Below are 25866 nucleotides of genomic sequence, written 5' to 3'. Positions count from 1 at the left end.
ACATCCAATACTGCTCACCATATGAGGATTCGGCGTCACTGCGTATACGCGTACAGCGGCAGTGGCGAGGAAGGACCTGATGCGGTGCGGACCGAGGTGTGGGCCGCGGATGCGCGTGGGCGGGGACGTCGCGGGGCGTGCCCGCCTCGTGGAACCGCCAGGGCGATCAGCCCCACGAGCCACATCGGCCCCTTCAGCATCAGGGGCATCACCCTACGAAGGCACGCAAAGGGTGTCCGAGCAGGGGGCGCGCCACACATATATCTACGCGCCGGTGGCTCGCGCCGTGGCGCGCATCCCTCGTGCAGGTGAGTTGAGACCTCTTCGCAACATCACCCCGCCAGCAGGCCCACGCGCTCCGACACGTCAGATCCTGGCATTGAAACGTTCAACACTCTTGTTTTCCAAGGAGGTTACCGCTTAATGATCATGCAAAAACGTGTCTGTCAATGCGCGCATATGCGTCCGCCCTACCCCACCGCATGAGCCCTACTATCGGCTCGCCATGACAGCAGCAGGGAAGCACCAGGTGAGCCGCGCGGAAACCTCACGCCGAAGCAGCAGGCCGGGCCGGGCGGGCATCAGGGACGTGGCCGCCGCAGCCGGAGTATCCATCACGACCGTCTCCGATGCCCTCAACGGCAAGGGCAGACTCCCGGACGCCACCCGGCGCCATGTCCGTGAGGTCGCCGACAGACTGGGCTACCGTCCCTCGGCCGCCGCCCGTACGCTCCGCACCGGCAAGTCGGGGCTCATCGGCCTGACCGTGACCACGTACGGGGAAGAACCTTTCACCTTCACCGAGTTCGCGTACTTCGCCGAGATGGCGCGCGCCGCCACCTCCGCCGCCCTGGCCCGCGGCTACGCCCTTGTGATCCTCCCCGCGACCTCCCGCCACGACGTGTGGTCCAACGTCGCTCTGGACGGCACGGTCGTCATCGACCCCTCGGACCAGGATCCGGTCGTCAGCGAACTGGTCCGGCAGGGTTTACCGGTCGTCTCCGACGGCCGCCCGGCCGGATCGCTCCCGGTCACGGCCTGGGTGGACAACGACCACGAAGCAGCGGTCCTCGGGATCCTCGACCACCTGGCCGACGCCGGCGCCCGCCGTATCGGCCTGCTGACCGGGACCACGACCGACACGTACACCCACCTGTCGACCACCGCATATCTGCACTGGTGCGAACGCGTCGGCCAGGATCCGGTGTACGAGGCCTATCCAGCGCACGATCCGTGCGCGGGCGCCGTCGCCGCCGACCGGCTCCTCGCCCGCCCCGACCGCCCGGACGCCGTCTACGGCCTGTTCGATCCGAACGGCGCCGATCTGCTCGCCGCCGCCCGCCGCTACGGCCTGCGCGTCCCGGACGACCTGCTGCTGGTCTGCTGCAGCGAGTCGACCGTCTACGCCAACACCGAGCCGCCCGTCACCACGCTCTCGCTCAAACCGCGCCGCATCGGCACGGCCGTGGTTCAGCTGCTCATCGACGCGATCGAGGGCCTCGACCCCGAGCACACGGTGACGCAGGTCATACCCACCGAGCTGATCGTGCGCACCTCGTCGCAGCGCCGCCCGCCGCGCACGACGGTCAGCCCGCCGCGGTCACCGGAACAGACCTGACGGACGGCGAGAGCTCGGCAGCGGGGCGGAGGGGACTCCGTGGCAGCGACTCCCGGAGGGGACGACCCGGCAGGGTTCACAAAGGGTGAGGCGGCGGCTCCCGGGGGTAAAGCCATTGCCCCCGCGGGGGTGAGGCGGCGCCTCCCCCGCTCTTCCGGCTCCCCTCGCCGCTCCTCCGGCCCCCTCGGAGCCCTCCTCCGCGGAAACGGCGGCCTCCCGGAGGCAGCGTCCGCGGTCCCGTGAGGAGCCCGCGCCTCCGGACGGCACCCGGGCGGCCGAGGCTCTGAACAAAAGCCGAGGATCTGACCAAAACAGAACGAAGGCCGCAGCGATCTGGACTCGTACGCCGATTCACCACCCCTGGGTCATCACACGGCGCGATCCGCATTCCTATGATGGGCCCACGACACCGCGGGCCGCTGCGACCAGGCAGTCCGACGCGGTGCAGTTGCGGCTTGATGGTGGAGGGGTCGATGACTCAGGGGGCCGGTCAGGGACCCGCGGTGGAGCGCACGGCGACGGTGCGCGACTTTCGGGTGCCCGCTTACGTCCACGAGACCGGTCCGTACGCCCACAGCATGCACCCCGGCGACGCGGCCCCGCCCTCCGAGGCGAGCCACCCGGAGGGATACACGCCCACGCAACGGGACCTCCCGGTCATCAATCGGGGTGACACTGTGCAGGTGACCGTCGACCCCGCGTCCGTACCCGCACCGCAGCCCGCCACCGGACCCGGCCCGCTGTACGTGGTCGGTGACGTCCACGGTTACCTCGACGAACTGGTGGCCGCCCTCCAGGAGCAGGACCTCATCGACTCCGCGGGCCAGTGGTGCGCCGGCCCCGCGCGGCTTTGGTTCCTCGGCGACTTCACCGACCGCGGTCCGGACGGCATCGGCGTCATCGACCTCGTGATGCGGCTGTCCGCCGAGGCCGCCGCGGCCGGCGGCTACTGCAAGGCCCTGATGGGCAATCACGAACTGCTGCTGCTCGGCGCCAAGCGGTTCGGCGACACCCCCGTCAACTCCGGCGCGGGCACCGCCACCTTCCAGGCCGCCTGGCTGCTCAACGGTGGGCAGAAGACCGACATGGACCGCCTTCAGGACCACCACCTGCAGTGGATGGCCCGCCTGGACGCCGTCGAGGCCGTCGACAACCATCTGCTGCTGCATTCCGACACCACCGCCTACCTCGACTACGGCCGTTCCATCGAGGAAGTCAACGACACCGTCCGCGAGACGCTCACCCGCAACGACGCCGACGAGGTCTGGGACCTGTTCCGCAAGTTCACCAAGCGGTTCTCCTTCCGCGACGAGGGCGGCGCCGAAGCGGTGCGCTCACTGTTGGATACGTACGGCGGCACCCGGGTCGTTCACGGACACAGCCCCATTCCGTATCTGCTGGGCGAAGTAGGCTCCGAGGACGGCGAGGACGACAACGGTCCCGTCGTCGAGGGTCCGCACGTCTACGCCGAGGGACTGGCCATCGCGATGGACGGTGGCGTGACGATGGACGGAAAGCTGCTGGTCCAGCGACTGCCGCTCGCCCAGTGAGCGGGTGCCGGGCCCGGCACCCGCGGCCCGGCACCGCACCGAACCGAGGCCAATTTCGGTAAACCCCCTGTCACGGCGCGCCCTTGGCGCTCTACCATCGGCTTATCCGTAGCAGGCTCCCCTCCGTTTCTGCCCAACGGCTCGTCGGCATGCCGAGTCACAAGCCCTACGGAGCATCGGGGGATGCACATGAACAGCGTTCCGCAGCATCTGTTGACCGAGGACCGCCAGGATTACGTGCGGATTCTCGATGAGGTGCTGCGCTCCGCACCACAACACCCTGAACTGACCACTGTCGGACAGCGGCTCACCTCCGAACAACTGCGCACGATGGCGCTCCACGCCACCGCGACCATCACGGCGGCCGCGGCAACCGAGTACCAGCACTACACCAAGGTCCGCGAGGAACTGCGCCGGCCACCGGCGTCGTCCACCCCGTCCACTCGGGCGTCCGGCTCCTCCGAGCCGGAGACGGCGGGGCTCGCCACCACCATGGGAGAGGTCGCCGAGACCGCCGGCGCGGGCGCCGTCGCCATCGTCGCCGTTCTGGCACCTGTTCTGGCCGGAACCGCGGCCACGATATTCCTGCTCGTCGGTTACATCCTGCGCATGCTCGGCCCCAGCGCGGCCTTCGCCCGGACCATGCTCATCACGGGCTGGACATTCGGTGCCGTGACCGCGGTCGCCATCCTGGTCGCCGCGGTGGGCCTGCTGCTGACCGCACTGCGCAACAAGCCCTCGGCCCGAAGCGGGCCGTACGGCGAAGCCGACAAGGAGCTGACCCTGGCCAGGGAAGCCTGGCACGAGGCACTGCGGGAACAGGGGATCATCCCGTTCCTGCGGGACGCGCTCGCCGACCCGGGCAGGGCGACCGCACTGCACTACGCGCCACCGTCCGAACCGGCCGGCCGCATCCCACATCTCGGCTACGACCGGCCGGGATTCACCAGCCCCGGCGAGGGTACGAACCGCGGCCGGCGGCCGAGCTACTCGAGCCCGGACTACAGCAGCCCGGACTTCGGAGGGCCGGAACACAAGCCCGAGTAGCCGGAACAACCGAATAAAGCCGGCCCGACCGGAGCCGGCCCCACCAGATGCGCCGAAGCACGCGACGGCCCGGCCGTCGGCTTGCGCTCCCTCACCGGCGGAGCCCGTCCCAGAGGCTCCGAGCCGAGGGGCGTGAGCCTGGTGCCCGGTGCTCGCCGCCCTGTGCCCGTACAGGCCTGGGTAGTGGTCATCAGGGGCGGAAAATGCCCGCCCGGTCCGCTGCGGCGATCCACTGGGGGAACTCGGACAGCAGACGGTCGTACAACTCCGGGTCCGGCACGGTGCCGATGTCGTCGACGGCGAAGAACCCGACGTTGTCGACGCGGCGTCCGGGCAGCGTGTCGAACCGCTCCAGCACGCCGTAGTTCGCCCGGCCAAGGCCCACGAACTGCCAGAAGATCGGTTCCTCCACCGCTTCGCGGAGCTCCCGCTCGATCTCGGCATTCCGGTAGACACCGCCGTCGGAGAAGAACAGCACGAGCGTCGGGGCCGCCGCAGGACTGCTCCTGACGAACGAGCGGACCTCGGCGATGACCTTCTGTTCCTCGTTCTGGATACCGACCTCCCGCATGTCGACCTGGCGCGGGTCCAGCCCTTTCTTCCGCCCGCGCCGGAAGAGGCTCATCTCTCCCACCCGTATGTGCAGCCGGAGCCATTCGGGCAGCTCGCCCAGCCGCAGGTCCGGCAGCCTCGCCGGATTCGAGGCGAACGCCCAGGCCTGCATCTCACCGTCGTCGTCCAGCTGCGCGGCAACCGCGGCCATACGTTCGACGACGTCCGCCACCACTCCCTTGGAGTACAGGAAGGACATGGAACCGGAGGCGTCCAGTACGAGGATGACGCGCGCGGTGACCTCGGCGGCCCCGTGCTTGCGCAGGCTGACCGCCACCTGCTCCTTGCGCAGTGACAGCCGCTTGCGCATGTCCACCGGCAGCCGCTCCTCACCCTTGGTGAGCCGCGGAGCGGCCGGCGGGGCTGCCGACGGGACGGACGACGGGACGGGGGCAGCGGGCGCCGGGGCCGAGGCGGCCGGCGCGACCGAGGGCTGGGGCGGGGCGGTGGGTACCGCGGGCGGGACCGGCGGCACTGCGGTCGCGGCAGGAGGGGTCGTCGCGCCAGATGCCACGGTGGAGCCGGATGCCGTCGTGGAGTCCGCTGCAGCCGGGGGAGCGTCGTCCACGGTGATCCCGAAGTCGGTGGCCAGCCCCGCGAGCCCCGAAGCGTACCCCTGCCCCACCGCGCGGAACTTCCACTTTTCCTGACGCCGGTACAGCTCGCCGCCGATGAAAGCGGTCTCCGTCCCGGCCACCATGTCGAACCGCGCGATCTCGGCCCCCGTACCGGCGTCGAGCAGCCTGAGCACCAGTCCCGGCACCTGGCCGAACGTTCCGCCCTCGGACGACGCGCACAGCACGACCCGCTCGACGGCCGGTTCCAGCAGGGACAGGTCCACCTCGACCGTGTCGGTCGCGGCGCCGGCGGCGCTCTGCTTCCCCAGGTGCGTCACTGCGCCGGAGGTGTGACGCGGCTGGTTGCAGAAGACGAAGTCACCGTCGTCCCGCACCCGCCCGTTCTCCGTGAGCAGCAGAGCCGACCCGTCGATGTCGGGCACACCGGCCCCAGCGGCCCAAGCGAGCTCGACGCGCACCGCCCGGGCGTCGACGGGAAGGTTGGACCCCTTGCTCATTGATCTCGCTGTCATGACATCCAGTCTGCCGACCCGTCCTCCCAGGAGGGGAGAGGGCGGGCCCGAACGGCCCGCCCCCTTGTTCATTCGGTCCGCTTGTTCGTTCAGTCCGTCAACGGCAGGTACACACGGTTGCCCGCCTCAGCGAACTCCTTCGACTTCCGCAGCATCCCCTCAGCGATCTCCTCGGCCGATATACCCTCCGCCGAGGTCCCGCCGAACCGCTCCGTGATGCTCCGGCTGATCTTCATGGAGCAGAACTTGGGCCCGCACATCGAGCAGAAGTGAGCTGTCTTCGCGGGCTCCGCCGGAAGCGTCTCGTCGTGGAACTCCCTTGCCCTGTCCGGGTCGAGAGCCAGGTTGAACTGGTCCTCCCACCGGAACTCGAAGCGCGCGTCGGACAGGGCGTCGTCCCACTCCCGCGCCCCCGGGTGCCCCTTGGCGACGTCGGCGGCATGGGCTGCGATCTTGTAGGTGATGACGCCGGTCTTGACGTCGTCGCGGTCCGGCAGGCCCAGGTGTTCCTTGGGCGTGACGTAGCAGAGCATGGCCGTACCCCACCAGGCGATCATCGCCGCACCGATACCGGAGGTGATGTGGTCGTACGCGGGCGCGACGTCCGTCGTCAGCGGGCCGAGCGTATAGAACGGGGCTTCATCGCAGATCTCCTGCTGAAGGTCGATGTTCTCCTTGATCTTGTGCATCGGGACATGCCCCGGGCCCTCGATCATGGTCTGCACCTCCAAACGCCTGGCGATCCGGTTGAGTTCCCCGAGCGTGCGCAACTCCGCGAACTGCGCCTCGTCGTTGGCATCGGCTATCGAGCCCGGCCGGAGACCGTCACCGAGCGAGTACGTGACGTCGTACACCGCGAGGATCTCGCAGAGTTCCTCGAAGTTCTCGTACAGGAACGACTCCTTGTGGTGCGCCAGGCACCACGCCGCCATGATCGAACCGCCGCGCGAGACGATGCCCGTCTTGCGGTGGGCGGTGAGCGGCACGTACGCCAGCCGTACGCCCGCGTGGACCGTCATGTAGTCCACGCCCTGTTCGGCCTGCTCGACGACGGTGTCCTTGTAGATCTCCCAGGTCAGCTCCTCGGCCCTGCCGTCGACCTTCTCCAGCGCCTGGTAGAGCGGCACGGTGCCGATGGGGACGGGGGAGTTGCGCAGCACCCACTCCCGGGTGGTGTGGATGTTGCGGCCGGTGGACAGGTCCATGACCGTGTCGGCGCCCCAGCGGGTCGCCCAGGTCATCTTCTCCACCTCCTCCTCAATGGAGGAGGTCACCGCGGAGTTGCCGATGTTGGCGTTGACCTTCACCAGGAACCGCTTGCCAATGATCATCGGCTCGGTCTCCGGGTGGTTGACGTTGGCGGGCAGCACCGCGCGGCCTGCCGCGATCTCCTCACGCACGACTTCCGGCGATACGTTCTCCCGGATGGCCACGTACTCCATCTCGGGCGTGATCTCACCGCGGCGTGCGTACGCCAGCTGCGTGACCGCCCCGCCCGCGCGGCCCCGGCGCGGCTGACGGGGTCGGCCCGGGAACACCGCGTCGAGATTGCGCAGTCCACCGCGCGGCGAGATGTGCCTGATCCCGTCGTCCTCGGGGCGGACCGGACGGCCCGCGTACTCCTCGGTGTCACCGCGCGCGATGATCCAGCTCTCCCGCACCGGCGCCAGCCCTCTGCGCACATCGGTGTCGACCAGGGGGTCGGTGTACGGGCCCGAGGTGTCGTACAGCGTGACCGACTGCCCGGTGGTGAGGTGCACCTGGCGGACCGGCACCCGCAGGTCGGGGCGTGTGCCCTCGACGTACGCCTTGTGCCAGCCGATGGGCTTCCCGGCCTCCTCCCACACCGACGCTTCCGTCGGATTCTGGGTGGAGACAGGCGTGCGTGCGTCCTTGTTGGTCATGAGACCTACTCCCTACGCCGGCATTACCCGGTAACAGGTTCAGCGGTCGACGCAGCGGCTTCCGTCTACCGGCGTTCCGTGTGAAACATCACTCGGACAAGTGATGTTTCATGTGAAACGTCGCTGGGACGGAGGTCAGCGCCCTCTCAGCCCGGTGCTCCGAGCTCCCGCGTGTACAAAAGGTGCCTCCACGCTAGCGGGAATTCTGGCGCGGTGAACAGAGGGCCCTCGTTGTTCTTGCGATGATCAGGCGGTGACCTCGACGCAACCTCCTCCGTACCCGCCACCCGAACCATCCCGTGGCTCCGGCGCCCGAATCGGCGACGGCCGTGGCAGAGGATCCGCAGCCGGCACCGACCGGGGCCGTGGGGATGTTCGGGGAGACGGCCCCGGCTCCGGAGACTGGTTCGGGCATGGGCACGGCCCCGGCGAGGCACCGGCGGCACAGAGCCATCTGCCCGGCCCTGGAGACCCTGGCCCCAGAAGTCCCGATAGGCCCGCTGGTCCGGGACCCGTAAGCCAGGGTTTCGGACCTCCCGGTCGGACTCCCGGACCCGGCGCGGGACGCCCGGGCCAGGGCTACGGGCAGGGGCAAGGAGGGCAAAGGCAGGGTCGAGTCCGCGGCCAAGATCACGGTCCGGGTCATGACCGCAGTTCGGACCCCGATGACGGCAGCCGCGGGCGTGGCCCGAACTTCGGCAGCGGTCCGAACTCGGGCGGCGGGCACGGCGGTCCGCTTTTGGATGACGGCAGGCACGAACATGGTCCGAGCGCCGATGGCGGGCACGGCCACGCGCACGGACACAGTCACAGCCACGGCCCGGCCGCCCCCGTCTCGAAGCACCTGCGCAAGGTCATCGCAGCGGTCCTCATCCCGTTCGGCGCGGCGGTGCTGATCGGCCTCGCGGTGCTGTGGCCGGGCGGCACACCCGGCCACGAGCGGACCGGCGTCGGTTTCGACCGGCAGACGCAGCAGGCCACGGTCGCCAAGGTGGTCGAGGTGAGCTGTTCGTCCGTCAATGGGTCCGGAGGCGTCCCGACCGGTGACACCTCGACGGCCGAGGGGTCCTCCGCGCAGCAGCAGGCGGACGGCACGTGCAAGAAAGCGACGATCCGGGTCGACACCGGCGACGATGCGGGCCGTACCTTCACCGAGATCGTGCAGCCGGACCAGTCAAGGCAACTGAGTGAGGGTCAGGGGGTCGTGGTCGCCTACGAGCCCTCCGCTCCGAAGGACCTCCAGTACTCGGTGGCGGATGTGAACCGGCGCGTACCGCTGACCCTGCTCGCCGGCATCTTCGCGGTCGCCGTCGTCGTTGTCGGACGGCTGCGCGGTGTGATGGCGCTGGTCGCGCTGGCGGTCAGCTTCCTGGTGCTGAACTTCTTCATCCTGCCCGCGATCCTGCAGGGTTCGAACCCTCTGGTCGTGGCGGTGGTGGGGGCGAGCGCCATCATGCTGCAAGCTCTGTATCTCTGCCACGGGCTGTCAGCGCGCACCTCCGTGGCTGTGCTCGGCACCCTGATCTCGTTGCTGCTGATCGGCGTTCTGGGTTCGGTCTTCATCAGCTGGGCGGCGCTGACCGGCGACACCGACGACAACACCGGCCTGATCCACGGTCTTTACCCGGATATCGACATGAGCGGTCTGCTGCTGGCCGGCATCATCATCGGATCGCTCGGTGTACTCGATGACGTGACGGTCACGCAGACGTCGGCCGTGTGGGAATTGCACGAGGCCAACCCGACGATGGGCTGGCGCGGGCTGTATCGCGCGGGTATCCGTATCGGCCGCGACCACATCGCGTCCGTCGTCAACACCCTGGTCCTCGCCTACGCGGGCGCCGCGCTGCCCTTGCTGCTGCTGTTCTCCATCGCGCAGAGCAGCGTGGGGACGGTCGCCAACAGCGAGCTGGTGGCGGAGGAGATCGTGCGTACGCTGATCGGCTCGATCGGCCTGGTCGCCTCGGTGCCGGTCACCACGGTGCTGGCCGCCCTGGTGGTCTCGGCCGACCGTCCGACCGCGCAGGCGGTGGCCGAGGAAGGCGTCCGATCGGCTCCGGCACGCGGCGGGCGGGGCAGGCGCCGGAAGCGCTGACCCCGCCGGCGCCGGACCGCGCCGCCGACTTCTGACCGTCCGCGGCCGCTCTCCCGGCAACCCGCCCTCCGGCAATCGGCTGCCGGCTACCGACTGCTGGTCAATCCGGCACCGGAGCCGCTCTGCCGCCACTGCGGAAGCGCTCCTGCCCGGTGTGGCGGAACACCGTGAAGCGTTTCGCCACAGGCGGCCCGGATGCGGAACGCTTCACCCGGCGCTCTGCTCCGCCAGAATGCGGTCCAGCGCGTCGTCGAGATGGGCGTCGAAGTCGGCGAGCGCACCCTCCTGGCCCAACGGCACCAGCTTGTCGGTGCGGTCGAGGAAGGCCACGAGCGGCGCCGTCGACGAACGGAACAACGCGTGGTCGCCTCCGACCTGAAGCCGGATCAGCACTTCGCCCAGGGCATCGGGGTCGACCGGGGAAACGCGTACGTCGCCCTCGCCGCACGGTCTGCCCACGCCGTCGATCAGCAGCTCCCGGCCGAACGCCCAGGTCACCGGCGCGTCACCGGGAAGATGGAAGGTCAGCCGTACGGCGTAGGGATCACAGGTGTCGTAGCGGAGCTCCACCGGGATACGGAAGGACAGCTCCTCCGACACGAGAAAGCTCATCATGACCTCTGCCTGCACGGACTCGCGCATCGCCTACCCCGTCATTCGCTACGGACCGGCCGGGAATGGACCCCTGACACTGGGTGAATCTTGCTCAACGTACACAACGAATCACAAGGAGTGAGTTTTCAGATACTGATAGAGAGCGCCAACGGCCCCAGCAGGCGGCCCACTTCCGCCTGCAACTGCTGGGCGGCAGGGTGCAGCCGGTGGACCTGATGCACCGGCAGGGAGACGGCGATCGTCGCGGCCGTGGCACCGGCCGTGATCGGGACGGCCGCGCACACCGTCCCCAGCGCGTACTCCTGACGCGCGAACACCGGTTCCATGCGACGCGTCCGCTCCAGGCGCCGGAGCAGGCTGTGCCCGTCGCGCACGGTGTACGGCGTGACGGGCTGCACCGGGTAGCGGTCGAGGTGGTCCCGGCGGGCGGCCTCGTCGAGCTGGGACAGCAGGCACTGTCCGATGGCGTGCGCGTGGCCGGTCGCCCGGAAGTCGGCCCATTCCTGGACCGCGGGATTGCCCGGGGTGTCGGAAACGCACACCAGGTCGATCTCGCCCTCGCGGTACACCGCGTAGTACACGGGAGCCCGGATCGCGTCACGCCAGCGCGCGAGCGCGGCGACGACCGTGCTGCGACGTTTCTGCGGGGCTCCACTGCTGGCCAGCCGCTCGGCCGCGTCGCCGAGGAAGAACAGTCCCTTGTCGCGGCGCAGATAGCCCTCATGTACAAGGGTGCGCAGCAGGTGGTAGGCCGTGGGAAGCGCCAGCCCGGTCTCGCGGGCCAGCTGTTTGGCCGGGGCCCCACACTCGTGTCCCGCGACGGACTCCAGTAGACGCATCGCGCGCTGCACCGAGCCGATGAGGGTCGCGGTGGGCGCCGGCTCGGACGCCGCACGCGCATGGGGCTGGCAGGGAACGGCGGACAGATGTGCGGGGACGGTGGCAGCCGTGGCCAAGGGTCACTCCCGGAGCGAGGGGGCAGCCCGTGCGGGGGAACACGGGTGGGGGTGTACGCCGCTCGCGGGGATCGTCCCCGCATGGCCTTCCGGACTCTAACCGTCTGTCACCGCAGACAGACGGTCCGTCCGGGAAACTTCCCCCGCCCGAGGGAACCGGCGCCGGCTGTTACCGCTTCACCGGCTCCCCGTGAGGCTCACCAGTCGCCGCGCGACGTCGAACTCGACGTGAACTTCCGTACGACGTAGATGAGTCCGCCGACCAAGGCGACGAAGACCAATACCTTGAAGAGCAGCCCGATCACGAAGCCGACCACGCTGGCTATCAGGCCGCCGAACACGACCAGGGCGATGATCGGCACCGCGATCCACTTCACCCACCACGGCAGTCCCATGAAGATCTCTCGCATCGCCTTCGTCCTTACCTGCTCCGCCCGTCTCGTACCGGGTCGCGTGAATGATGTCCTGCACTCGATGCTAGGGCTGCAGGAGCCCTGCCGGGGCCCTCTGATCCCTTGTCCTCCCCTGAACGGTCCCCTAGGGAACCCGGAGACCGCGGCTCAGCTCTCGGGCGGAGAGAACACCACCAGGACCCTCAGGTCCTCACTGATGTGGTGGAATTTGTGCGCGACCCCGGCCGGCACGTACACGACGCTACCGCGGGCCACCTGCGTGGTCTCCATGCCGACGGTGATCGCCGCCCTGCCGCTGACGACGAAGTACACCTCGTCCTGGCCGTGCGGCTGCTGTGGATCCTGTTCGCCCGCGTCCAGGGCGTACAGGCCGACCGACATGTTCCGCTCCCGCAGGAACTGGAGGTAGGCGCCCTCGTTGGCGGCGCGTTCGGCCTCCAGTTCGTCCAGCCGGAATGCCTTCATAGCCTTGTCCGCCTCTGCCTCACTGCTCATGTCCGGTCCTGTCTGCCACGATCAGACACATGAAGAATTTCGTAGTCAAGACGATCGCCAACGCCGCGGCCCTCGCGGTCGCGGTGTGGCTGATCGACAAGATCACCCTGACCGGCGACAGCAGGGGCAAGGAGATCGGTACCCTCATACTCGTCGCGTTGATCTTCGGCGTGGTGAACTTCCTGGTCAAGCCGCTCGTGCAGCTCCTCAGCCTCCCGCTGCTCATCCTGACCCTCGGGCTGTTCACGCTGGTGGTGAACGCTCTGATGCTGCTGCTCACCTCCTGGCTCGCCGACGTGTTCGACCTGAGCTTCCATGTGGAGGGCTTCTGGACGGCCGTGCTGGGCGGTCTGGTCATCTCGGTCGTCTCCTGGGCCCTCAACGTCGTCCTGCCCGACGGAGACTGAGCACCATGGTCTACCGTGTCTGTTTTGTCTGCACCGGCAACATCTGCCGCTCCCCGATGGCCGAGTCCGTCTTCCGCGCGCGCGTCGCGGAGGCCGGCCTCGACGGCGTGGTGAAGGCCGACAGCGCCGGCACCGACGGCTGGCACGAGGGCGACGGCGCCGATCCACGCACGGTGGCCGTCCTTGAGGAGAACGGCTACGCCGCCGACCACACCGCCCGGCGGTTCGACCCCTCCTGGTTCGCCCGCCTCGATCTGGTCATCACCCTCGACACGGGCCACCTCAGGACTTTGCGCCGCCTGGCCCCCACCCCACGGGACGCGGGCAAGGTGCACCTGTTGCGCTCGTACGACCCCGCAGCAGGCGACGATCTGGACGTACCGGACCCTTACTACGGGGAGGCGGACGGCTTCTACGCATGTCTTGAGATGGTGGAGGCGGCGAGCGTCGGACTGCTCTCCTCGGTACGTGAGCAAGTGGAAGGACGGGCGGCATGAGCGATTCGAGGACGACGGGCGGCTACGGGGCGAGCGCGGGGAGAGCGTCTCCCGGTGAGGGCACGCGCGCGGTGCGGGCCGGGCTGCCCGAGCCGGTCAAGCACGAACCGACCCTGCCCGGACCCGTCTTCGCCGCCCACTTCCACCTGCCCGGCGACCCCACGGGCCCCTACACCTACGGCAGGGACGAGAACCCGACCTGGACGCTGCTGGAGCGGGCCATCGGAGAGCTGGAGGCGCCGGGGCAGGACGGCGTCGAAACCCTGGTGTTCCCCTCAGGCATGGCCGCGATCTCCTCGGTGCTCTTCTCCCAGCTCCGCGCCGGGGACGTGGCTGTCCTGCCGAACGACGGCTATCAGGCACTGCCCCTGGTGCGCGCCCAACTGGAGGCGTACGGCATCGAGGTGCGCACCGCACCGACCGGGGGCGACGCCCAGCTCGATCTCCTCGACGGCGCGAGGCTGCTGTGGATCGAAACTCCGTCGAACCCCGGGCTCGACGTGTGCGACGTGCGGCGGCTCGCCGAGGCGGCACACACACGTGGGGCACTGGTCGCCGTCGACAACACTCTCGCGACCCCGCTCGGCCAGCGTCCGCTGGAGCTCGGTGCCGACTTCACCGTGGCCAGCGGTACCAAGCAGCTCACCGGACACGGCGACATCCTCCTGGGATACGTCGCAGGCCACGACGCCGAGGCGATGGCCGCCGTACGCCGCTGGCGCAAGATCGCCGGTGCCATTACCGGCCCCATGGAGGCCTGGCTCGCGCACCGTTCGATCGCCACACTCCAGTTGCGGGTCGACCGGCAGAACGCCACGGCTCTGACGCTCGCCCAGGCGCTGCGGGAACGGCCCGAGGTGACGGGGCTACGCTATCCGGGCCTGCCGGACGATCCCTCCCACAAGATCGCCTCGCAGCAGATGCGGCGCTACGGATGCGTGGTGTCCTTCACACTGGCCTCACGGGCGCGTGCGGACCGTTTCCTCGACGCGCTGCGGCTCGTGGACGATGCGACGAGCTTCGGCGGTGTGCGGTCCACAGCAGAGCGACGGGGTCGTTGGGGTGGGGACGCGGTGCCGGAGGGCTTCGTCCGCTTCTCCGTCGGTGCCGAGGACCCTGCCGATCTGGTGGCGGACGTACTCCGCGCACTGGACGAGTCGGCCGGCTGACCGGTCCGCCCGGGCGGGCCGTCAGGCACCCGGATCCCGGCGACGGACGGTCCGAGCCTCCCCCCTCGTGGCTCGGACCGTCCCGGTTCTACGCGTGCGAAGAACCGCGTGACCAAGGCTAGTTGACTTAGTGTCAGTGTCCAATCACTGTAGCGACAGCGGCCTATCGACATATTTATAGTCGTGCCGGAGCGGCAGCGGGGCCGACAAAACGGGAGGGTGTGCTGTGGATCTGGCCTTGTTGCGGACCTTCGTGACCGTGCACCGAGCCGGTTCCTTCACCCGTGCCGCCGCCCTGCTCGGCCTCTCCCAGCCGGCCGTGACCTCCCAGATCCGGACCCTGGAGCGGCAGCTGGGGCGTCCGCTGTTCCTGCGGAAGGCCCGCGGCGTGACACCCACGACCATCGGGGACGAACTCGCCCACAAAGCCGCGCCCCACCTTGACGCCCTGGTGGAAATCACCGAGACCGGGCTCGACGAGGAATCCTCCTCGCGGACGCTGCACCTGGCAGGACCTCTGGAGTTCACGTCCGAGCGGGCAGTGCCCGCGCTCACCGCACTGACCCGGAACAGCCAGAGCTTCGCCCTGCGCGCCTCCTTCGGGACCGCCGAGGAAACGCTGGAAGGGTTGGCCGCCGGGCGAAACGATCTGGCCATCAGTACGGTCCGGCCACGCGGCGCACTGCTCTCGGCGACTCCGCTCTGCGACGAGGAACACGTCCTGGTCGCCGCGCCCCGCTGGGCCGAGCGGTTCGATGCCGTCAGGGTTCACCCCACCGAGGTGTCCGCCCTGGAACAGATCCCGGTGATCGAGGTGCACGAGTCGCTCCCTCTCGTCTCCCGTTACTGGGCCTCCGTCTTCGACTCCCAACCTGTCACCGCGGGCGCTGTCGTCGTCCCAGATCTACGCGCGGTGCTGGCCTGCACCGTCGCGGGTGCCGGTCTGGCTGTGCTGCCCCGGTATCTGTGTACGGCCGCACTCGAGCGGGGGGAGGTCACCGCCCTGCACGAGCCTGCGGTGCCGCCGTTGCGTACGTACTTCCTGGTGGTCCGGAACGGCACCCTGGCCATGCCACATGTCGCACGCGCACATGAGGCGCTGCAGCAGGCGGCCACCGACTGGTGCTGACCCTCCGGCCGGGCGGCCCACGCCGGAAATCCGGCCGGTAATGTGCCGTGATGTTTCACGTGGAACAAGCTGGGCCACATTTCCTCCATGACCGTTCGACCCGTGGTCAAGCGCACCGCTCGAGCCGTTCTGCTGGACGGCGACCACCTGATCCTGATCAAACGCACCAAGCCCGGCGTGGATTCCTACTGGGTCACCCCGGGTGGCGGTGTCGAGCCGGAGGACTCGACCGTCGTCGACGCTCTCCACCGAGAGGTGTACGAGGAACTCGGCGCCAAGATCACCGATGTAGTGCCCTGCTTCGTCGACACGGTGGAGCACATCGGCGCGGACGGCGGAGCCACCGGTGTGAAAGTGCAGCACTTCTTCGTCTGCCACCTCGAGTCCATGGACCCGTCCTTGCGGCATGGCCCAGAGGTCGACGAGCCCGCCGGCGAGTACCAGATCGTCCGCGTACCGTTCACCCGCGTGGGCATCGCCTCCGTCCACCTCGTCCCGCTGTCACTGCGGCACTATCTGGACGGCAACATCGAGGGTGTGCGCGCCCTGCAGGCCCCCGACCTGGGTTGACCCCCGGCAATTCGCCGGTTTCGCGCGTTTCACGTGAAACATCCCATGCCTGCGACCATGTCCCGCACCGGCCTCTACATGACCGAAAGGTCGCCTCGATCTTTGGAAACAAGTGGACGCCGCCAGTCGACGTCGGACAGCCTGACCTGCGTGCCGACACCTCCCCCTGCTTCTCTGCCCATCCGTCGCCTGACATTCCGCGATCTTTCGGCCTGTGCCGACTTGTCCGAGGACCGGGGGTGGCCACGCGAAGAGCACAAGTGGGGACTCCTCCTCTCCGCCGGGAAGGGCTACGGCATCGATGATCCCGACGGCGGGCTGACCTCCGCCTGCGTCGTCACCGAGTACGGGCCTCAGGAACAACCCACACTCGGCGCCATCGGCATGGTTCTGGTCGCGGAAAAGCATGCCCGGCAGGGCGTCGGACGTCATCTGATGCGCCACGTGGTCTCGGCGATGGACTCCACGCCACTGACACTGCACGCGACGCCAAACGGCCGCCCGCTCTACGAAGAGCTCGGTTTCAAGGTCACCGGCCGGGCGGAGATGCTCCGTGGGCACTTCGTCCCGGGCGCGGGCGAACCCGTAGCGGGGGTGTCCACCCGAGCCGCGACCGCCGGGGATCTGCCCACCCTCCTTCGACTCGACGAGGAGGTGTTCGGGACGGACCGCACACACATCGTCACCCGGCTGCCCGCATTCGCCGACCAGTTGCGCGTGGCCGAGGAGGACGGCCGGATCGTCGGCTACACCGCCGCGTGGCCCAATATGGACACCCACGTCGTGGGACCGCTGATCGCCCGCGACACCCTCACGGCCACGGCGCTCCTCGCCTCGCTCGCCGCCCACACCGACCGGCCGCTGCGCACCGACATCGACGTGCGGCACAAAGAGTTGCTGGCCTGGGCAAAGGGCCACGGTCTGGAGTCCATCGCCTTCAACGCCGTGATGACGTACGGAATCACGGAGCTACCCGGCGACTGGACTCGAAGGTTCGCCCCTGTGACGGTCGCGGCAGGCTGACGCCTTCCGGGCACGGCGACGCCGGTTCCCGGAAGCGTCGGGAACCGGCGTACACACCATGGGAACCGCAGGCCCTAGACGAGGGTGTCCACGGCGGCCGTGGCGAAGGAGTGATCCTGCTCCGGTGCACCGCCGCCGACGCCGATCGCGCCGATCGGACGGCCGCCACGCCGGACGGGCACGCCCCCAGCAATGAACAGCAACGGCCGGTCCAGTGCGGTGGGCAGGGTGTGGAAGATCCCTCCCGGCTGTACGGCGTCGACGAGGTCGGCGGTGGGCGCGTTCAGTTGGAGAGCGGTGTATGCCTTGCGGGTGCTGGTCTCGCCGGAGATCAGCACGGCACGGTCGTCCCGCCGGAAGGCAAGCAGATGCCCACCCGCGTCCAGGACGGTCACGCTCACCGTGACCCCGGCGGCCTCGGCGGCCTGGTGCGCGGCCATGACGAGGGCTTCGGCGTCAGCGGTGGTGAGCGAAGCGACAGCGGTGGTGCTCATGAAAAACACTCCTCGGTGTACGAGTGATACCGCTTGAAGCGGCGAGGTCCGTGAGGGAAGTAATGCCGGTGGTGAAGGTGCTGGCGGCTGGGGCGGCAAGGGGTCCCGCGTAAAGGTGAGGGGGTCGGTCCCTGCACCCTCCGTGTCCACAGGCATCCCGGTCAGTGGAGGGCCGCGGCCTGCCGCTCGGCGAGCACCTGGCCGGCGTCCACGGTGCTGAGGGACTTGTCACGACGGTCGAGGGCGGCGGCGACGAAGGCCAGCACCAGAGCGCTCGCGGCGAGGGCGGCGCCGACCCAGTTGGGCGCTGTGTAGCCGAGGCCCGCCGTGATCACCAGGCCACCGAGCCAGGCTGACAGGGCGTTGCCGAGGTTGAAGGCGCCGATGTTCACGGCAGAGGCCAGCGTGGGGGCACCGTGGGCCTGGTCGAGAACACGCTTCTGCAGAGGCGGAACGGTGGCGAAGCCCAAGCCGCCGATCAGGGTGATCGTGACGGCCGCCAGGACCTTGTGGTGCGCGCTCAGGGTGAAGAGAGCGAGGACGACGGCGAGAGCGCCCAGGGACACGTACAGCAAGGGCATCAGGGCGCGGTCCGCGTACCTGCCGCCGACGAGGTTGCCTCCGACCATGCCCAGGCCGAAGAGGACCAGCAGCCAGGTGACGGATCCGTCCGCGAAGCCGGCGACCTGCGTCATCATCGGCGCGATGTAGGTGATGGCTGCGAAGACACCGCCGAATCCGAGGACGGTCATCGCCATGGCGAGCAGTACCTGGATGTTCTTGAAGGCGGCCAGTTCATGACGCAGCCGTACGCCCCCGGGCGCGGGAAGGTCGGGAACGAGCCCGGCGATGCCGGCCAGTCCGATGACACCGAGCACGGCGACGAGCCCGAACGTGATGCGCCAACCGGCCGACTGGCCGACGAGGGTGCCCAGAGGGACACCGACGACATTGGCCACGGTCAGCCCGGTGAACATCAGGGCGATGGCTCCGGCCTTCTTGTGCGGGGCGACCAGACCGGCCGCTACCACCGAGCCGATTCCGAAGAAGGCGCCGTGGGCCAGCGAGGCGATCACCCGCCCGAGCAGCATGAGACCGAAGACCGGGGCCAGGGCCGAGAGCAGGTTCCCGGCGATGAACAGGCCCATCAGCAGCATCAGCATTCGCTTGCGGGAGATCTTGGTGCCGAGCACGGTCATCAGCGGGGCGCCGAGCATGACGCCCAGGGCGTAGCCGGTCACCAGATGACCGGCCGTGGGGACGGAGACGCCGAAGTCGCCGGCGACCTCGGGCAACAAACCCATGATCACAAACTCGGTCGTTCCGATCCCGAAGGCCCCGATCGCGAGGGCCAGAAGCGCGAGAGGCATGAGGAGACAGCCCTTCCCGAATGATTGCAGAATCGCTTTGCGCGCTCTGACAATAATTGCAGACGCGGGCTAAATGCAAGCGCGGCTTATTTCGCTACTGCTCTACCCTGGTTCCAGCAACTCCTGGACGGAGGGAACGCCAGTGACAGCCACGGACCCCACACTCACCGCCCTTGCGCAGGGCTGGTGCGCACTCTCCCTGCTGCACGGGAGAATCGAGGCCCACGTCGAGCGGGCTCTCCAGGCCCAGCACGATCTGAGCGTGCGGGAGTACTCCCTGCTCGACGTGCTGAGCCGACAGCACGACGGCGACGGGGGGCATCTCCAGATGAAACAGGTGGCAGACGCGGTCGTACTCAGCCAGAGCGCCACCACCCGCCTGGTCACCCGGCTCGAGGACCGTGGCCTGCTGGAGCGTTACCTGTGCCCCACGGACCGGCGCGGCATCTACACCAACGTCACGCAGGCCGGCCTCGCTCTTCTCGAGAGGGCACGGCCGACCAACGACTCCGCACTGCGTGAGGCGCTCGACGCGGCGGCGAAGAACCCCGACCTGGCCCCGCTGGTCCGCGCGGTGGAGACACTGAAGGCGTCCGTACCGACATGAACCAACCGCGTTGGCACGTAGCTGCGTAAGGTACCGCCATGGAAGATCTTGAAATACGTGCCGCGGCCACCCACGACGTCCCCGCGATCGTCGGTATGCTCGCGGACGACACCTTGGGGGCGCAGCGCGAGTCTCCGGACGACCTCGGTCCGTACCTGGCCGCGCTGGAGCGGCTCAGCGCCGATCCGAACCAGCACCTGGTCGTCGCAGTCCACAAGGACCGTGTCGTCGGCACGCTCCAGCTCACGATCGTTCCCGGGTTGTCCCGCCGCGGCTCCACGAGATCGATCATCGAAGGGGTCCGCATCCACGCCAACGAGCGCGGCAGCGGTCTGGGGACCCGGCTCATCGAGTGGGCCATCGGCGAATCCCGCCGTCAGGGCTGCCAATTGGTCCAGCTGACCTCCGACAACACCCGCACCGATGCCCACCAGTTCTACGAACGGCTCGGCTTCTCGGCTTCCCATGTGGGCTTCAAACTGGCGCTGTAAGGACGGACGGAGGGCTGTTTCACGTGAAACAGCCCTGGGCCCACGGAGACCTCTGAGCCCTCCGAGATACCCCGGGCAGGCCGGATGTGCGAGCCCTAACCGATCCCTCTCCATCCCTCAGGGTCCACTCCGCCCGGCACGGAAGCCCCGTCCTCGTACGGCTGACGGCTGAACACGAAGGACCCTAGGTCCAGATGGCTCACCGATCCGTCAGGCCGCCGTACGGGCCTCAGAAGCTCTCCGGCGTAGTAACCCTCCAGTCCGGTCCAGGTTCCGTCGCCGTTCGAGCGGAAGCGGGCACGACGGCCCGTGCCGGACAGCGGCTCCAACGACAGCAACCCATCGGCCGGCAGCCGCAGAGCGAAGCCCTGCGTCCCCCAGTACCACTGACCCACCAGCTCCAGCACCGTGGAATCACACTCCCTCAACGGTCGCCAGGGAGCAGGGATACGCGGTTCCGCCTCGGCAACGATCCGGACGAGATCGGCAGCGACCGGGAACAGCATTGGCCCCGAAGTGCAGTTGGCCAGGACCACCGCGGCCACGTCGTCCTCCATGCCGATCGCAAGACAGGCGAGGAAGCCCGGCAGTGATCCGGTGTGCCCGAGGAGAGCCCGCCCGTCCCGGTGACGCAACTCCAGCCCCAGGCCATAGGCATAGCCGCACGCCACGTCCATCGCCTCCACCGGCGCCGCAGGCCTCCTCATCTCCCGCAACGACTCGATACTCAGTACGCGTGCGTCCCCGTGGGCCAGGAAGGTCGCGAAGCGCGCCAAGTCACCTGTGGTGGACCAGAGTTGTCCCGCCGGCGCCATCCGCCCGAGGTCCTCGGCCGGCTCGCGCAGCATCACGTCGGCCCATGGATTCACCGCCCAGCCACCCGCATGCGGCGCCTTCGGACGCACACTCGTCCGGCGCAGGCTCAAGGGCTCAAGCACGTCACGTCGGAGCACCTCCTCCCACGTGGCACCGCGCAGCTTCTCCACGAGCGCGCCGAGCAGCGCGTATCCGGGGTTGGAGTAGTGGAACCGCCGGCCGACCGGGTGCACCAGGGGCTGCTCGCCCAGGACATCGGCCAGGTCGGGCCGCAGTGAGCCGGGGGTGCGCTCCCACCAGGGCCCCGGCGTCTCGGCCGCCAGACCGCCGGCGTGCGAGAGCAGTTCGGCAAGGGTCGCCTCCCCCACGCCCGTACCCGGCAGATGTTTCTCCAGCGGGTCCCCGAGGTCGATCACCCCATCATCGCGCAACTGGAGAACCAGTACGGCGGTGAACGTCTTGGTGATGGAGCCGATGCGGTACTGCACGTCCTCGTCCGGCGCATGCCCCTCCACCGACGTCCGCGCCCCTGTCCATACGGCCTCTCCACCTCGCACCACGGTCGCGACGAGCGACGGAGCACGCTCCTCCGCCTGGGCAACGGCGATCCGGTGCAGCAATGCCCGCCGCGTACCGGCCAGCAGATCTTCCTGATGTGTCGTCATACCCTCAGTTCACCAGGTGAGGGCTCCGTCCGTACGAAGTCGGCGGCCGTCCTTCATGCTCGTCAGCGGGTGCAGATCACGCTGACGAGCATGAAGGAAGCGAAGAAGGTTCCCTCGGAAAGAGAGGTGAACCAGCGATGACCACGTTCTTGGTCGATGTGACCATCCTGGATGGCCTGCTGCATGTTGCGGCCCAGTCCCAGTGTGTGATCCGCGTCCTGAAAGTCGAGGAAGACCGGTGTCGTGGCGATCACCGTCTCGACGGTGAAGCCGGCTTGCTCGGCATGCCGGGCGAGGCTGCGGCCGATGGTGGCCTGACGAACCACTTCCGAGGTGGTGTAGCGCGTGAAGGCGCGGCTTGTGTCGAGATCCTCCGCGTCAACGGTCAGGGTGTCCCAATCAGGTTCGACGAGACCGATCCGCGCACCTGGCCGGGTGACCAAGCGGAGTTGTGCCAGGACATCGGCGGGCTCGGCGACATGCATGAGAACCCGATCGATCTTGGCCCGGTCCACTGACCCCGGCGCGACGGGCAGGGAGTGGGCGTCTCCCTCCCGGATCTCCACTGCCGACAGATCCTTCGTACGCCGGCGGGCCTCGGTGAGCATGACCGAGTCACGGTCGACTCCGATCACCGTGCCGCTGACGCCGACGCGTTCGGCCAGCGCCGACAGGTCGGTACCTGGGCCGCATCCCACGTCGAGTGCCGTCTGCCCCGGCCGGACGTCCAGCAGATTCATCAATTCCCGCTTGTAGCCGCGGCCGGCGCCGGCTGCTGCTCGGAGCATGTAGGCGGCCTGATCAGGTCGGGACACACCGAGAGTCGTTGACATACGGGAGAGTCAACACCGTGGCTGACAGCGATGCTATTCGGCAGGAAGGGATGTAGGGTCTCGCAGCTCGTGTCGGATGCGGCCTCCGAGGCCGGCCGCTTCTCCCGAGTCTCACGACGCGTCGGACGCCCTGCGTCTCAGCTTCGTGCCGGAGAGCCGACAGCGCCACCGATCGGTGACCGCGGCTCGATCCGCTGAACTGCGGTGTCCCACCACGATGTCGGATCCGGCTTCCATCCGACATCGCGGTGGGGCACCGACACGAAATTTGAGAACCTACAGGAATGTAGGTTCTCACTTTCGGTGTCATGTGCCGACGCTGTGACCTGGATGTCCCTCTTCAGTCTCACGCGGTGTCGGCCGACGGCTGTCTCAGATCGGTGTCACTTTCCTCAGGCTGTCCAGCACGCTGCACCGCCTGTCCGACTACCCGGTCCGGGTGCACCACTACGTACGGAGATACGTGCACCAGCGGCTCATGTCATCGCGCGGGCATGGTCGTGGCAGGGCGCCGGACCTCCAAGATGACTGCGGTGCCGGCCACGGCTCTGTTTTGGTGCATGGTGATCTGCTGGCCGGGCTGGACGTGCGTCCAGTGGGAGGGAATGAGGGGCACAAGGCGAACCGTGGCTCGTCCTCCGGGCTCCAGCACAGGCGTGTTCTCAACCCAGAGCCCAGCGATGCTCACCGCGCGTCCGCCGGTGGGTGAGAAGTGTCCGATGTCCCACATGGGTCGCAGAACACCGGCGCCGGGGATCGGCGCCGTGCGTCGCGCCTCGGCGGCGGGGCGGAGCGTCAGATCCGCCCTGATCGCACCGTTGCGGAGTTCGGAGCATCGCCAATGGCACCACCTCGCGCTCCGCTCCAGCCGAAGCTGCTCAGCGGCTTCGGCGAGCTGTTCCCAGAAGGCCAGAGGAAGCGAGCAGGCGTCCCCGAGCTCCTCCAGCAGGTCCAGGGCGATCTCCCACTCGTCGTGGACGAGGTAGTCCCAGATGTCTCGCACCGTGATGTCGTTCTCGGTGGCGGTCTCTTCCGGAACCAGCAGAGAAGCTGCTTCGAGCAACTCAGGAACGTCCATGGGCTCATTGTCGACCACATGAACGTGCTGCCCGGTTCGAATGTCAGACCCTGCGCCTAGAGTTCGGCGAGACGGGGCCGGCCCCGAGACCGCCAGCACCGGAAAACGGCGGCTTCCCTGGTCTGCTCGGGGGTGGTTCGGCCCAACCGGCGTCCAGGCATCGTTAAGAGCCACGAGTGCAGCCTGTCAGCCCGGCCCCTTTGAGCACCTAATCGGAGTCAGTATCGAGCGACCCGGTGCATCGCACCCGCCCCGGGTGCATTCACCGCGATCGGAGAGCATCATGAAGAACAGCGCGTTGTGGCGAGTGGTTGACAACCAGAGTGGTACCCAGTCCATCGTCAGCACGCCCTCCGAGGCGGTCGCGTTCGTCAACAGCCGGTTCGACACCGATGACGACGACGAGCCGTTCAGCATCACCGAGGTCGGCCCTCTCCTTCCGAAGCCGCTCGGGATCATCACCGCATGGGCCGCCAAGAAGGACGGCGAGCGAACCGACGGGCGTACTGCGCCGATCACCATCAGGCCGGTTGTGACGGATAACGCCATCGAGTGCGACGACGTCGTGCTCTGGGACGACGTGTATGTGTCATGGGACCACGACATGTACACCGTCGAGGGGCCGGACGGCTCCGAGTACAGCGAGGCTTACAGCGCAGCCGAGTTGAGCGAGATCCTCGACGAGTACGCCGGCGACTACGAGTACGCGCCTGAAGGGCCTGACAGCCATAGGTGGCCGAAACCGGGAGAGTTGATCCCCTACGGGGCCCAGGAGTGTGCCAAGCGGTTCGGGCACCTTGACGACGACGCCCTGCTGTGGCTGGCTGCCACCCGCATCACGCTCGCCGTGTGGCGCAACACACCCGTCGAGAACTGGCATGCCGGTATGAGTCCGCTCCACGACGGCACGATGATGCGGATCAACGTGGCAACCACCCGACTCGTGCGCTCGATGCTGTCGTTCGACCATGTCGACTGGATCGCTGTCGGTCTCGCGATCGTCAACCCGTCTCGGGTTCTACCGACAGGGCAGTCCGTGCTCGAGCTCGGGCTGGCCTGCCACAACGCTGACGACCCGGCGCACGAGGTTGATCCGCGAGAAGAACTCGCGGAGATGGCACAGGTCGCGATCTCATGGGGGCGAAGGTACTGCCTTCACGAGAAGGAATTCGGCCTGCGAACCCTGATCGAATCCTTCTGCGCGTCCGACAACGGCTGGTTCGGAGCTCCGAGTTGGGGGCGCATCGTCGATCGGTTCCTTACGGCTGTCGACGACCGGGAGAATGCGCACTGGCGCATGCACCGGGACAAGCCTTGGTTCGACGAGTGGTTCACCAACCGCCCGGCCGACATTGCGGACACCACGGAATTTCGTCGGCTACTCCTTGCCGGGCCCGACCTGCTGTCCGAGGAGGCCGCCGAATGGTGCGTGGATGGTGCCATCCGCTACGTCTGCCAGGACGACCACGCGAACGACTGCTGGCGGTGCGGTATCCCACTGGCAACGGAGTCCCCCAACGAGTGAACGTGGGCACCAGCATAGAAAAGCATCAATCCACTGACCGCGCTCTCTCCCGCCTACTCGGCGGCCTCCCCTGCTTGGGGAGCCAGTCGCGGCTCCACTGACTGGAGATGTGCGGGTGCTTCTGACGGATCTGTGGCAGCAACGCTGGCCCGGCTGCCCGCCGGTCGGTCACAAGCTCCGTGAGCCCTACAGGAATGTCTGGGTCCGCTTCCACAGTCCGTCGGGTCTTTGTCATCAGCATCACCGGCCTGCCGGTTTCTTGATAACCACGGCTTCCACGACACGGAGGTCGAGCAGGTCGCCGGACCTCCGGGATCATGACGCCATGCAACTCCGATACTTCAATCAGACCGGATGGACCGCCATCTTCAATGGCACTGAGACGGAGATCGGTCGCATGGTGCGTGTGGAGGGATGGGATCCCGCAACCGGGACAGCCTTGGTGGTCGACCCGCAGCGAGGGGCACTGCGCCAGGTCACGGACTACGTGGACTTCTCCCACTTGGAGCGGGCCGATCAGGTCGTTGCCGCGATACCCGGTGGGGGATGGCGGGCACACTGGACGGATGAAGGGCCGGGTGGATCACCTCTCACGGAGCAGGTGCTGGCCTGGTTGATCACTTCGCAGGGCCGGGCGACTGCCATCACGGTCGATGCTCAGGGGCATGTGGAGGACGCCGACAGCGCCGACGCCTTCATACCGCCGGGTGAGGAGCTTCAGTGACTGACGGCGTCGATGCCGCAACAGGCGGGCCCGGCGTCTGAGGGTCGGGCTTCTGACACGGCAGCTGTAGTTC

General features: G+C 68.2%; 25 protein-coding genes. 14 read left to right on the top strand and 11 right to left on the bottom strand.

What is annotated here, in order from left to right; genetic code table 11:
- Nucleotides 1-505 precede the first annotated feature (505 nt).
- From ACFP2V_RS26190 to ACFP2V_RS26180, 3 genes are all read left to right on the top strand, one after another.
- Complete coding sequence (locus tag ACFP2V_RS26190; RefSeq protein WP_381217366.1) at nucleotides 506-1618, top strand: LacI family DNA-binding transcriptional regulator; 1113 nt, start codon at nucleotides 506-508, stop codon at nucleotides 1616-1618.
- A gap of 458 nt (nucleotides 1619-2076) precedes the next feature.
- Nucleotides 2077-3168 carry a metallophosphoesterase gene (locus ACFP2V_RS26185; RefSeq protein WP_381217487.1) on the top strand — a complete coding sequence of 364 codons (1092 nt, stop codon included), beginning with the start codon at nucleotides 2077-2079 and terminating at the stop codon, nucleotides 3166-3168.
- A gap of 183 nt (nucleotides 3169-3351) precedes the next feature.
- Nucleotides 3352-4215, top strand: coding sequence for a hypothetical protein (locus ACFP2V_RS26180; protein WP_381217363.1), 864 nt, complete (start codon nucleotides 3352-3354; stop codon nucleotides 4213-4215).
- A 190-nt stretch (nucleotides 4216-4405) separates the two neighbouring features.
- Here ACFP2V_RS26180 and ACFP2V_RS26175 read toward each other — a convergent pair whose 3' ends face one another.
- Together ACFP2V_RS26175 and thiC are read right to left on the bottom strand one after the other, a co-directional pair.
- On the bottom strand, nucleotides 4406-5917 hold the full coding sequence (locus ACFP2V_RS26175; protein WP_381217360.1) for a VWA domain-containing protein: 1512 nt from the start codon (nucleotides 5915-5917) through the stop codon (nucleotides 4406-4408).
- 89 nt (nucleotides 5918-6006) lie between these two features.
- Entirely contained in the window at nucleotides 6007-7821 is a 1815-nt protein-coding gene (gene thiC / locus ACFP2V_RS26170) for a phosphomethylpyrimidine synthase ThiC (protein ID WP_381217357.1), read from the bottom strand.
- A gap of 739 nt (nucleotides 7822-8560) precedes the next feature.
- On the opposite strand from thiC, the gene ACFP2V_RS26165 reads away from it, so the two are divergent.
- A complete protein-coding gene (locus ACFP2V_RS26165) occupies nucleotides 8561-9916 on the top strand; it encodes a YibE/F family protein (protein WP_381217354.1) in 1356 nt (451 codons plus the stop codon).
- 207 nt (nucleotides 9917-10123) lie between these two features.
- Here ACFP2V_RS26165 and ACFP2V_RS26160 read toward each other — a convergent pair whose 3' ends face one another.
- From ACFP2V_RS26160 to ACFP2V_RS26145, 4 genes are all read right to left on the bottom strand, one after another.
- Nucleotides 10124-10558: an SsgA family sporulation/cell division regulator gene (locus ACFP2V_RS26160; protein WP_042163260.1), complete on the bottom strand. Its 435-nt coding sequence runs from the start codon at nucleotides 10556-10558 to the stop codon at nucleotides 10124-10126.
- A gap of 98 nt (nucleotides 10559-10656) precedes the next feature.
- A complete protein-coding gene (locus ACFP2V_RS26155) occupies nucleotides 10657-11382 on the bottom strand; it encodes an IclR family transcriptional regulator domain-containing protein (RefSeq protein ID WP_381217484.1) in 726 nt (241 codons plus the stop codon).
- Between the two features lie 302 nt (nucleotides 11383-11684).
- Nucleotides 11685-11897 carry a DUF5326 family protein gene (locus ACFP2V_RS26150; RefSeq protein ID WP_381217351.1) on the bottom strand — a complete coding sequence of 71 codons (213 nt, stop codon included), beginning with the start codon at nucleotides 11895-11897 and terminating at the stop codon, nucleotides 11685-11687.
- A gap of 150 nt (nucleotides 11898-12047) precedes the next feature.
- Nucleotides 12048-12365, bottom strand: coding sequence for a cupin domain-containing protein (locus ACFP2V_RS26145; RefSeq protein WP_381217481.1), 318 nt, complete (start codon nucleotides 12363-12365; stop codon nucleotides 12048-12050).
- 59 nt (nucleotides 12366-12424) lie between these two features.
- Here ACFP2V_RS26145 and ACFP2V_RS26140 point away from each other — a divergent pair, with 59 nt between their 5' ends.
- The 6 genes from ACFP2V_RS26140 to ACFP2V_RS26115 all read left to right on the top strand — a co-directional run bounded on the left by ACFP2V_RS26140 (nucleotide 12425) and on the right by ACFP2V_RS26115 (nucleotide 17190).
- On the top strand, nucleotides 12425-12802 hold the full coding sequence (locus ACFP2V_RS26140; RefSeq protein ID WP_381217348.1) for a phage holin family protein: 378 nt from the start codon (nucleotides 12425-12427) through the stop codon (nucleotides 12800-12802).
- A gap of 5 nt (nucleotides 12803-12807) precedes the next feature.
- Nucleotides 12808-13299: a low molecular weight protein-tyrosine-phosphatase gene (locus tag ACFP2V_RS26135; protein WP_381217345.1), complete on the top strand. Its 492-nt coding sequence runs from the start codon at nucleotides 12808-12810 to the stop codon at nucleotides 13297-13299.
- The gene (locus ACFP2V_RS26130; RefSeq protein ID WP_381217342.1) at nucleotides 13296-14468 is read left to right on the top strand and encodes a cystathionine gamma-lyase; all 1173 of its coding nucleotides are present in this window, start codon (nucleotides 13296-13298) and stop codon (nucleotides 14466-14468) included. The genes ACFP2V_RS26135 and ACFP2V_RS26130 overlap by 4 nt, the downstream gene beginning before the upstream one ends.
- 226 nt (nucleotides 14469-14694) lie before the next feature.
- A complete protein-coding gene (locus ACFP2V_RS26125; protein WP_381217339.1) occupies nucleotides 14695-15597 on the top strand; it encodes a LysR family transcriptional regulator in 903 nt (300 codons plus the stop codon).
- 87 nt (nucleotides 15598-15684) lie between these two features.
- Entirely contained in the window at nucleotides 15685-16167 is a 483-nt protein-coding gene (locus ACFP2V_RS26120; protein ID WP_381217336.1) for an NUDIX domain-containing protein, read from the top strand.
- 150 nt (nucleotides 16168-16317) lie between these two features.
- On the top strand, nucleotides 16318-17190 hold the full coding sequence (locus tag ACFP2V_RS26115) for a GNAT family N-acetyltransferase (RefSeq protein WP_381217334.1): 873 nt from the start codon (nucleotides 16318-16320) through the stop codon (nucleotides 17188-17190).
- A gap of 74 nt (nucleotides 17191-17264) precedes the next feature.
- Here the strand turns inward: ACFP2V_RS26115 and ACFP2V_RS26110 are convergent, their stop codons facing one another.
- Nucleotides 17265-17684 carry a GlcG/HbpS family heme-binding protein gene (locus ACFP2V_RS26110; protein ID WP_381217331.1) on the bottom strand — a complete coding sequence of 140 codons (420 nt, stop codon included), beginning with the start codon at nucleotides 17682-17684 and terminating at the stop codon, nucleotides 17265-17267.
- A 161-nt stretch (nucleotides 17685-17845) separates the two neighbouring features.
- Nucleotides 17846-19054 (bottom strand): MFS transporter, encoded by a 1209-nt coding sequence (locus tag ACFP2V_RS26105; RefSeq protein ID WP_381217328.1) that lies wholly within the window; start codon nucleotides 19052-19054, stop codon nucleotides 17846-17848.
- 142 nt (nucleotides 19055-19196) lie between these two features.
- Here ACFP2V_RS26105 and ACFP2V_RS26100 point away from each other — a divergent pair, with 142 nt between their 5' ends.
- Both ACFP2V_RS26100 and ACFP2V_RS26095 read left to right on the top strand, forming a co-directional pair.
- Nucleotides 19197-19661 (top strand): MarR family winged helix-turn-helix transcriptional regulator, encoded by a 465-nt coding sequence (locus tag ACFP2V_RS26100; protein WP_381217325.1) that lies wholly within the window; start codon nucleotides 19197-19199, stop codon nucleotides 19659-19661.
- A 38-nt stretch (nucleotides 19662-19699) separates the two neighbouring features.
- Complete coding sequence (locus ACFP2V_RS26095; RefSeq protein ID WP_381217322.1) at nucleotides 19700-20152, top strand: GNAT family N-acetyltransferase; 453 nt, start codon at nucleotides 19700-19702, stop codon at nucleotides 20150-20152.
- Nucleotides 20153-20247: 95 nt separating this feature from the next.
- Here ACFP2V_RS26095 and ACFP2V_RS26090 read toward each other — a convergent pair whose 3' ends face one another.
- From ACFP2V_RS26090 to ACFP2V_RS26080, 3 genes are all read right to left on the bottom strand, one after another.
- On the bottom strand, nucleotides 20248-21633 hold the full coding sequence (locus tag ACFP2V_RS26090) for a serine hydrolase domain-containing protein (RefSeq protein WP_381217319.1): 1386 nt from the start codon (nucleotides 21631-21633) through the stop codon (nucleotides 20248-20250).
- Between the two features lie 62 nt (nucleotides 21634-21695).
- On the bottom strand, nucleotides 21696-22466 hold the full coding sequence (locus tag ACFP2V_RS26085) for a methyltransferase domain-containing protein (protein ID WP_381217316.1): 771 nt from the start codon (nucleotides 22464-22466) through the stop codon (nucleotides 21696-21698).
- 481 nt (nucleotides 22467-22947) lie between these two features.
- Nucleotides 22948-23544 carry a hypothetical protein gene (locus tag ACFP2V_RS26080; protein WP_055592326.1) on the bottom strand — a complete coding sequence of 199 codons (597 nt, stop codon included), beginning with the start codon at nucleotides 23542-23544 and terminating at the stop codon, nucleotides 22948-22950.
- Between the two features lie 283 nt (nucleotides 23545-23827).
- Here ACFP2V_RS26080 and ACFP2V_RS26075 point away from each other — a divergent pair, with 283 nt between their 5' ends.
- Both ACFP2V_RS26075 and ACFP2V_RS26070 read left to right on the top strand, forming a co-directional pair.
- Nucleotides 23828-25069 carry a hypothetical protein gene (locus ACFP2V_RS26075; RefSeq protein WP_055592325.1) on the top strand — a complete coding sequence of 414 codons (1242 nt, stop codon included), beginning with the start codon at nucleotides 23828-23830 and terminating at the stop codon, nucleotides 25067-25069.
- A gap of 325 nt (nucleotides 25070-25394) precedes the next feature.
- Complete coding sequence (locus ACFP2V_RS26070; protein ID WP_055592324.1) at nucleotides 25395-25793, top strand: hypothetical protein; 399 nt, start codon at nucleotides 25395-25397, stop codon at nucleotides 25791-25793.
- The last annotated feature ends 73 nt before the right edge of the window (nucleotides 25794-25866 follow it).

The organism is Streptomyces incanus, assembly GCF_042656345.1.
In the GTDB taxonomy this organism is placed as follows: Bacteria; Actinomycetota; Actinomycetes; order Streptomycetales; family Streptomycetaceae; genus Streptomyces; species Streptomyces incanus.
Note: the sequence above shows the minus strand (reverse complement) of the source record. Positions and strands in the feature narration are given on the sequence as shown.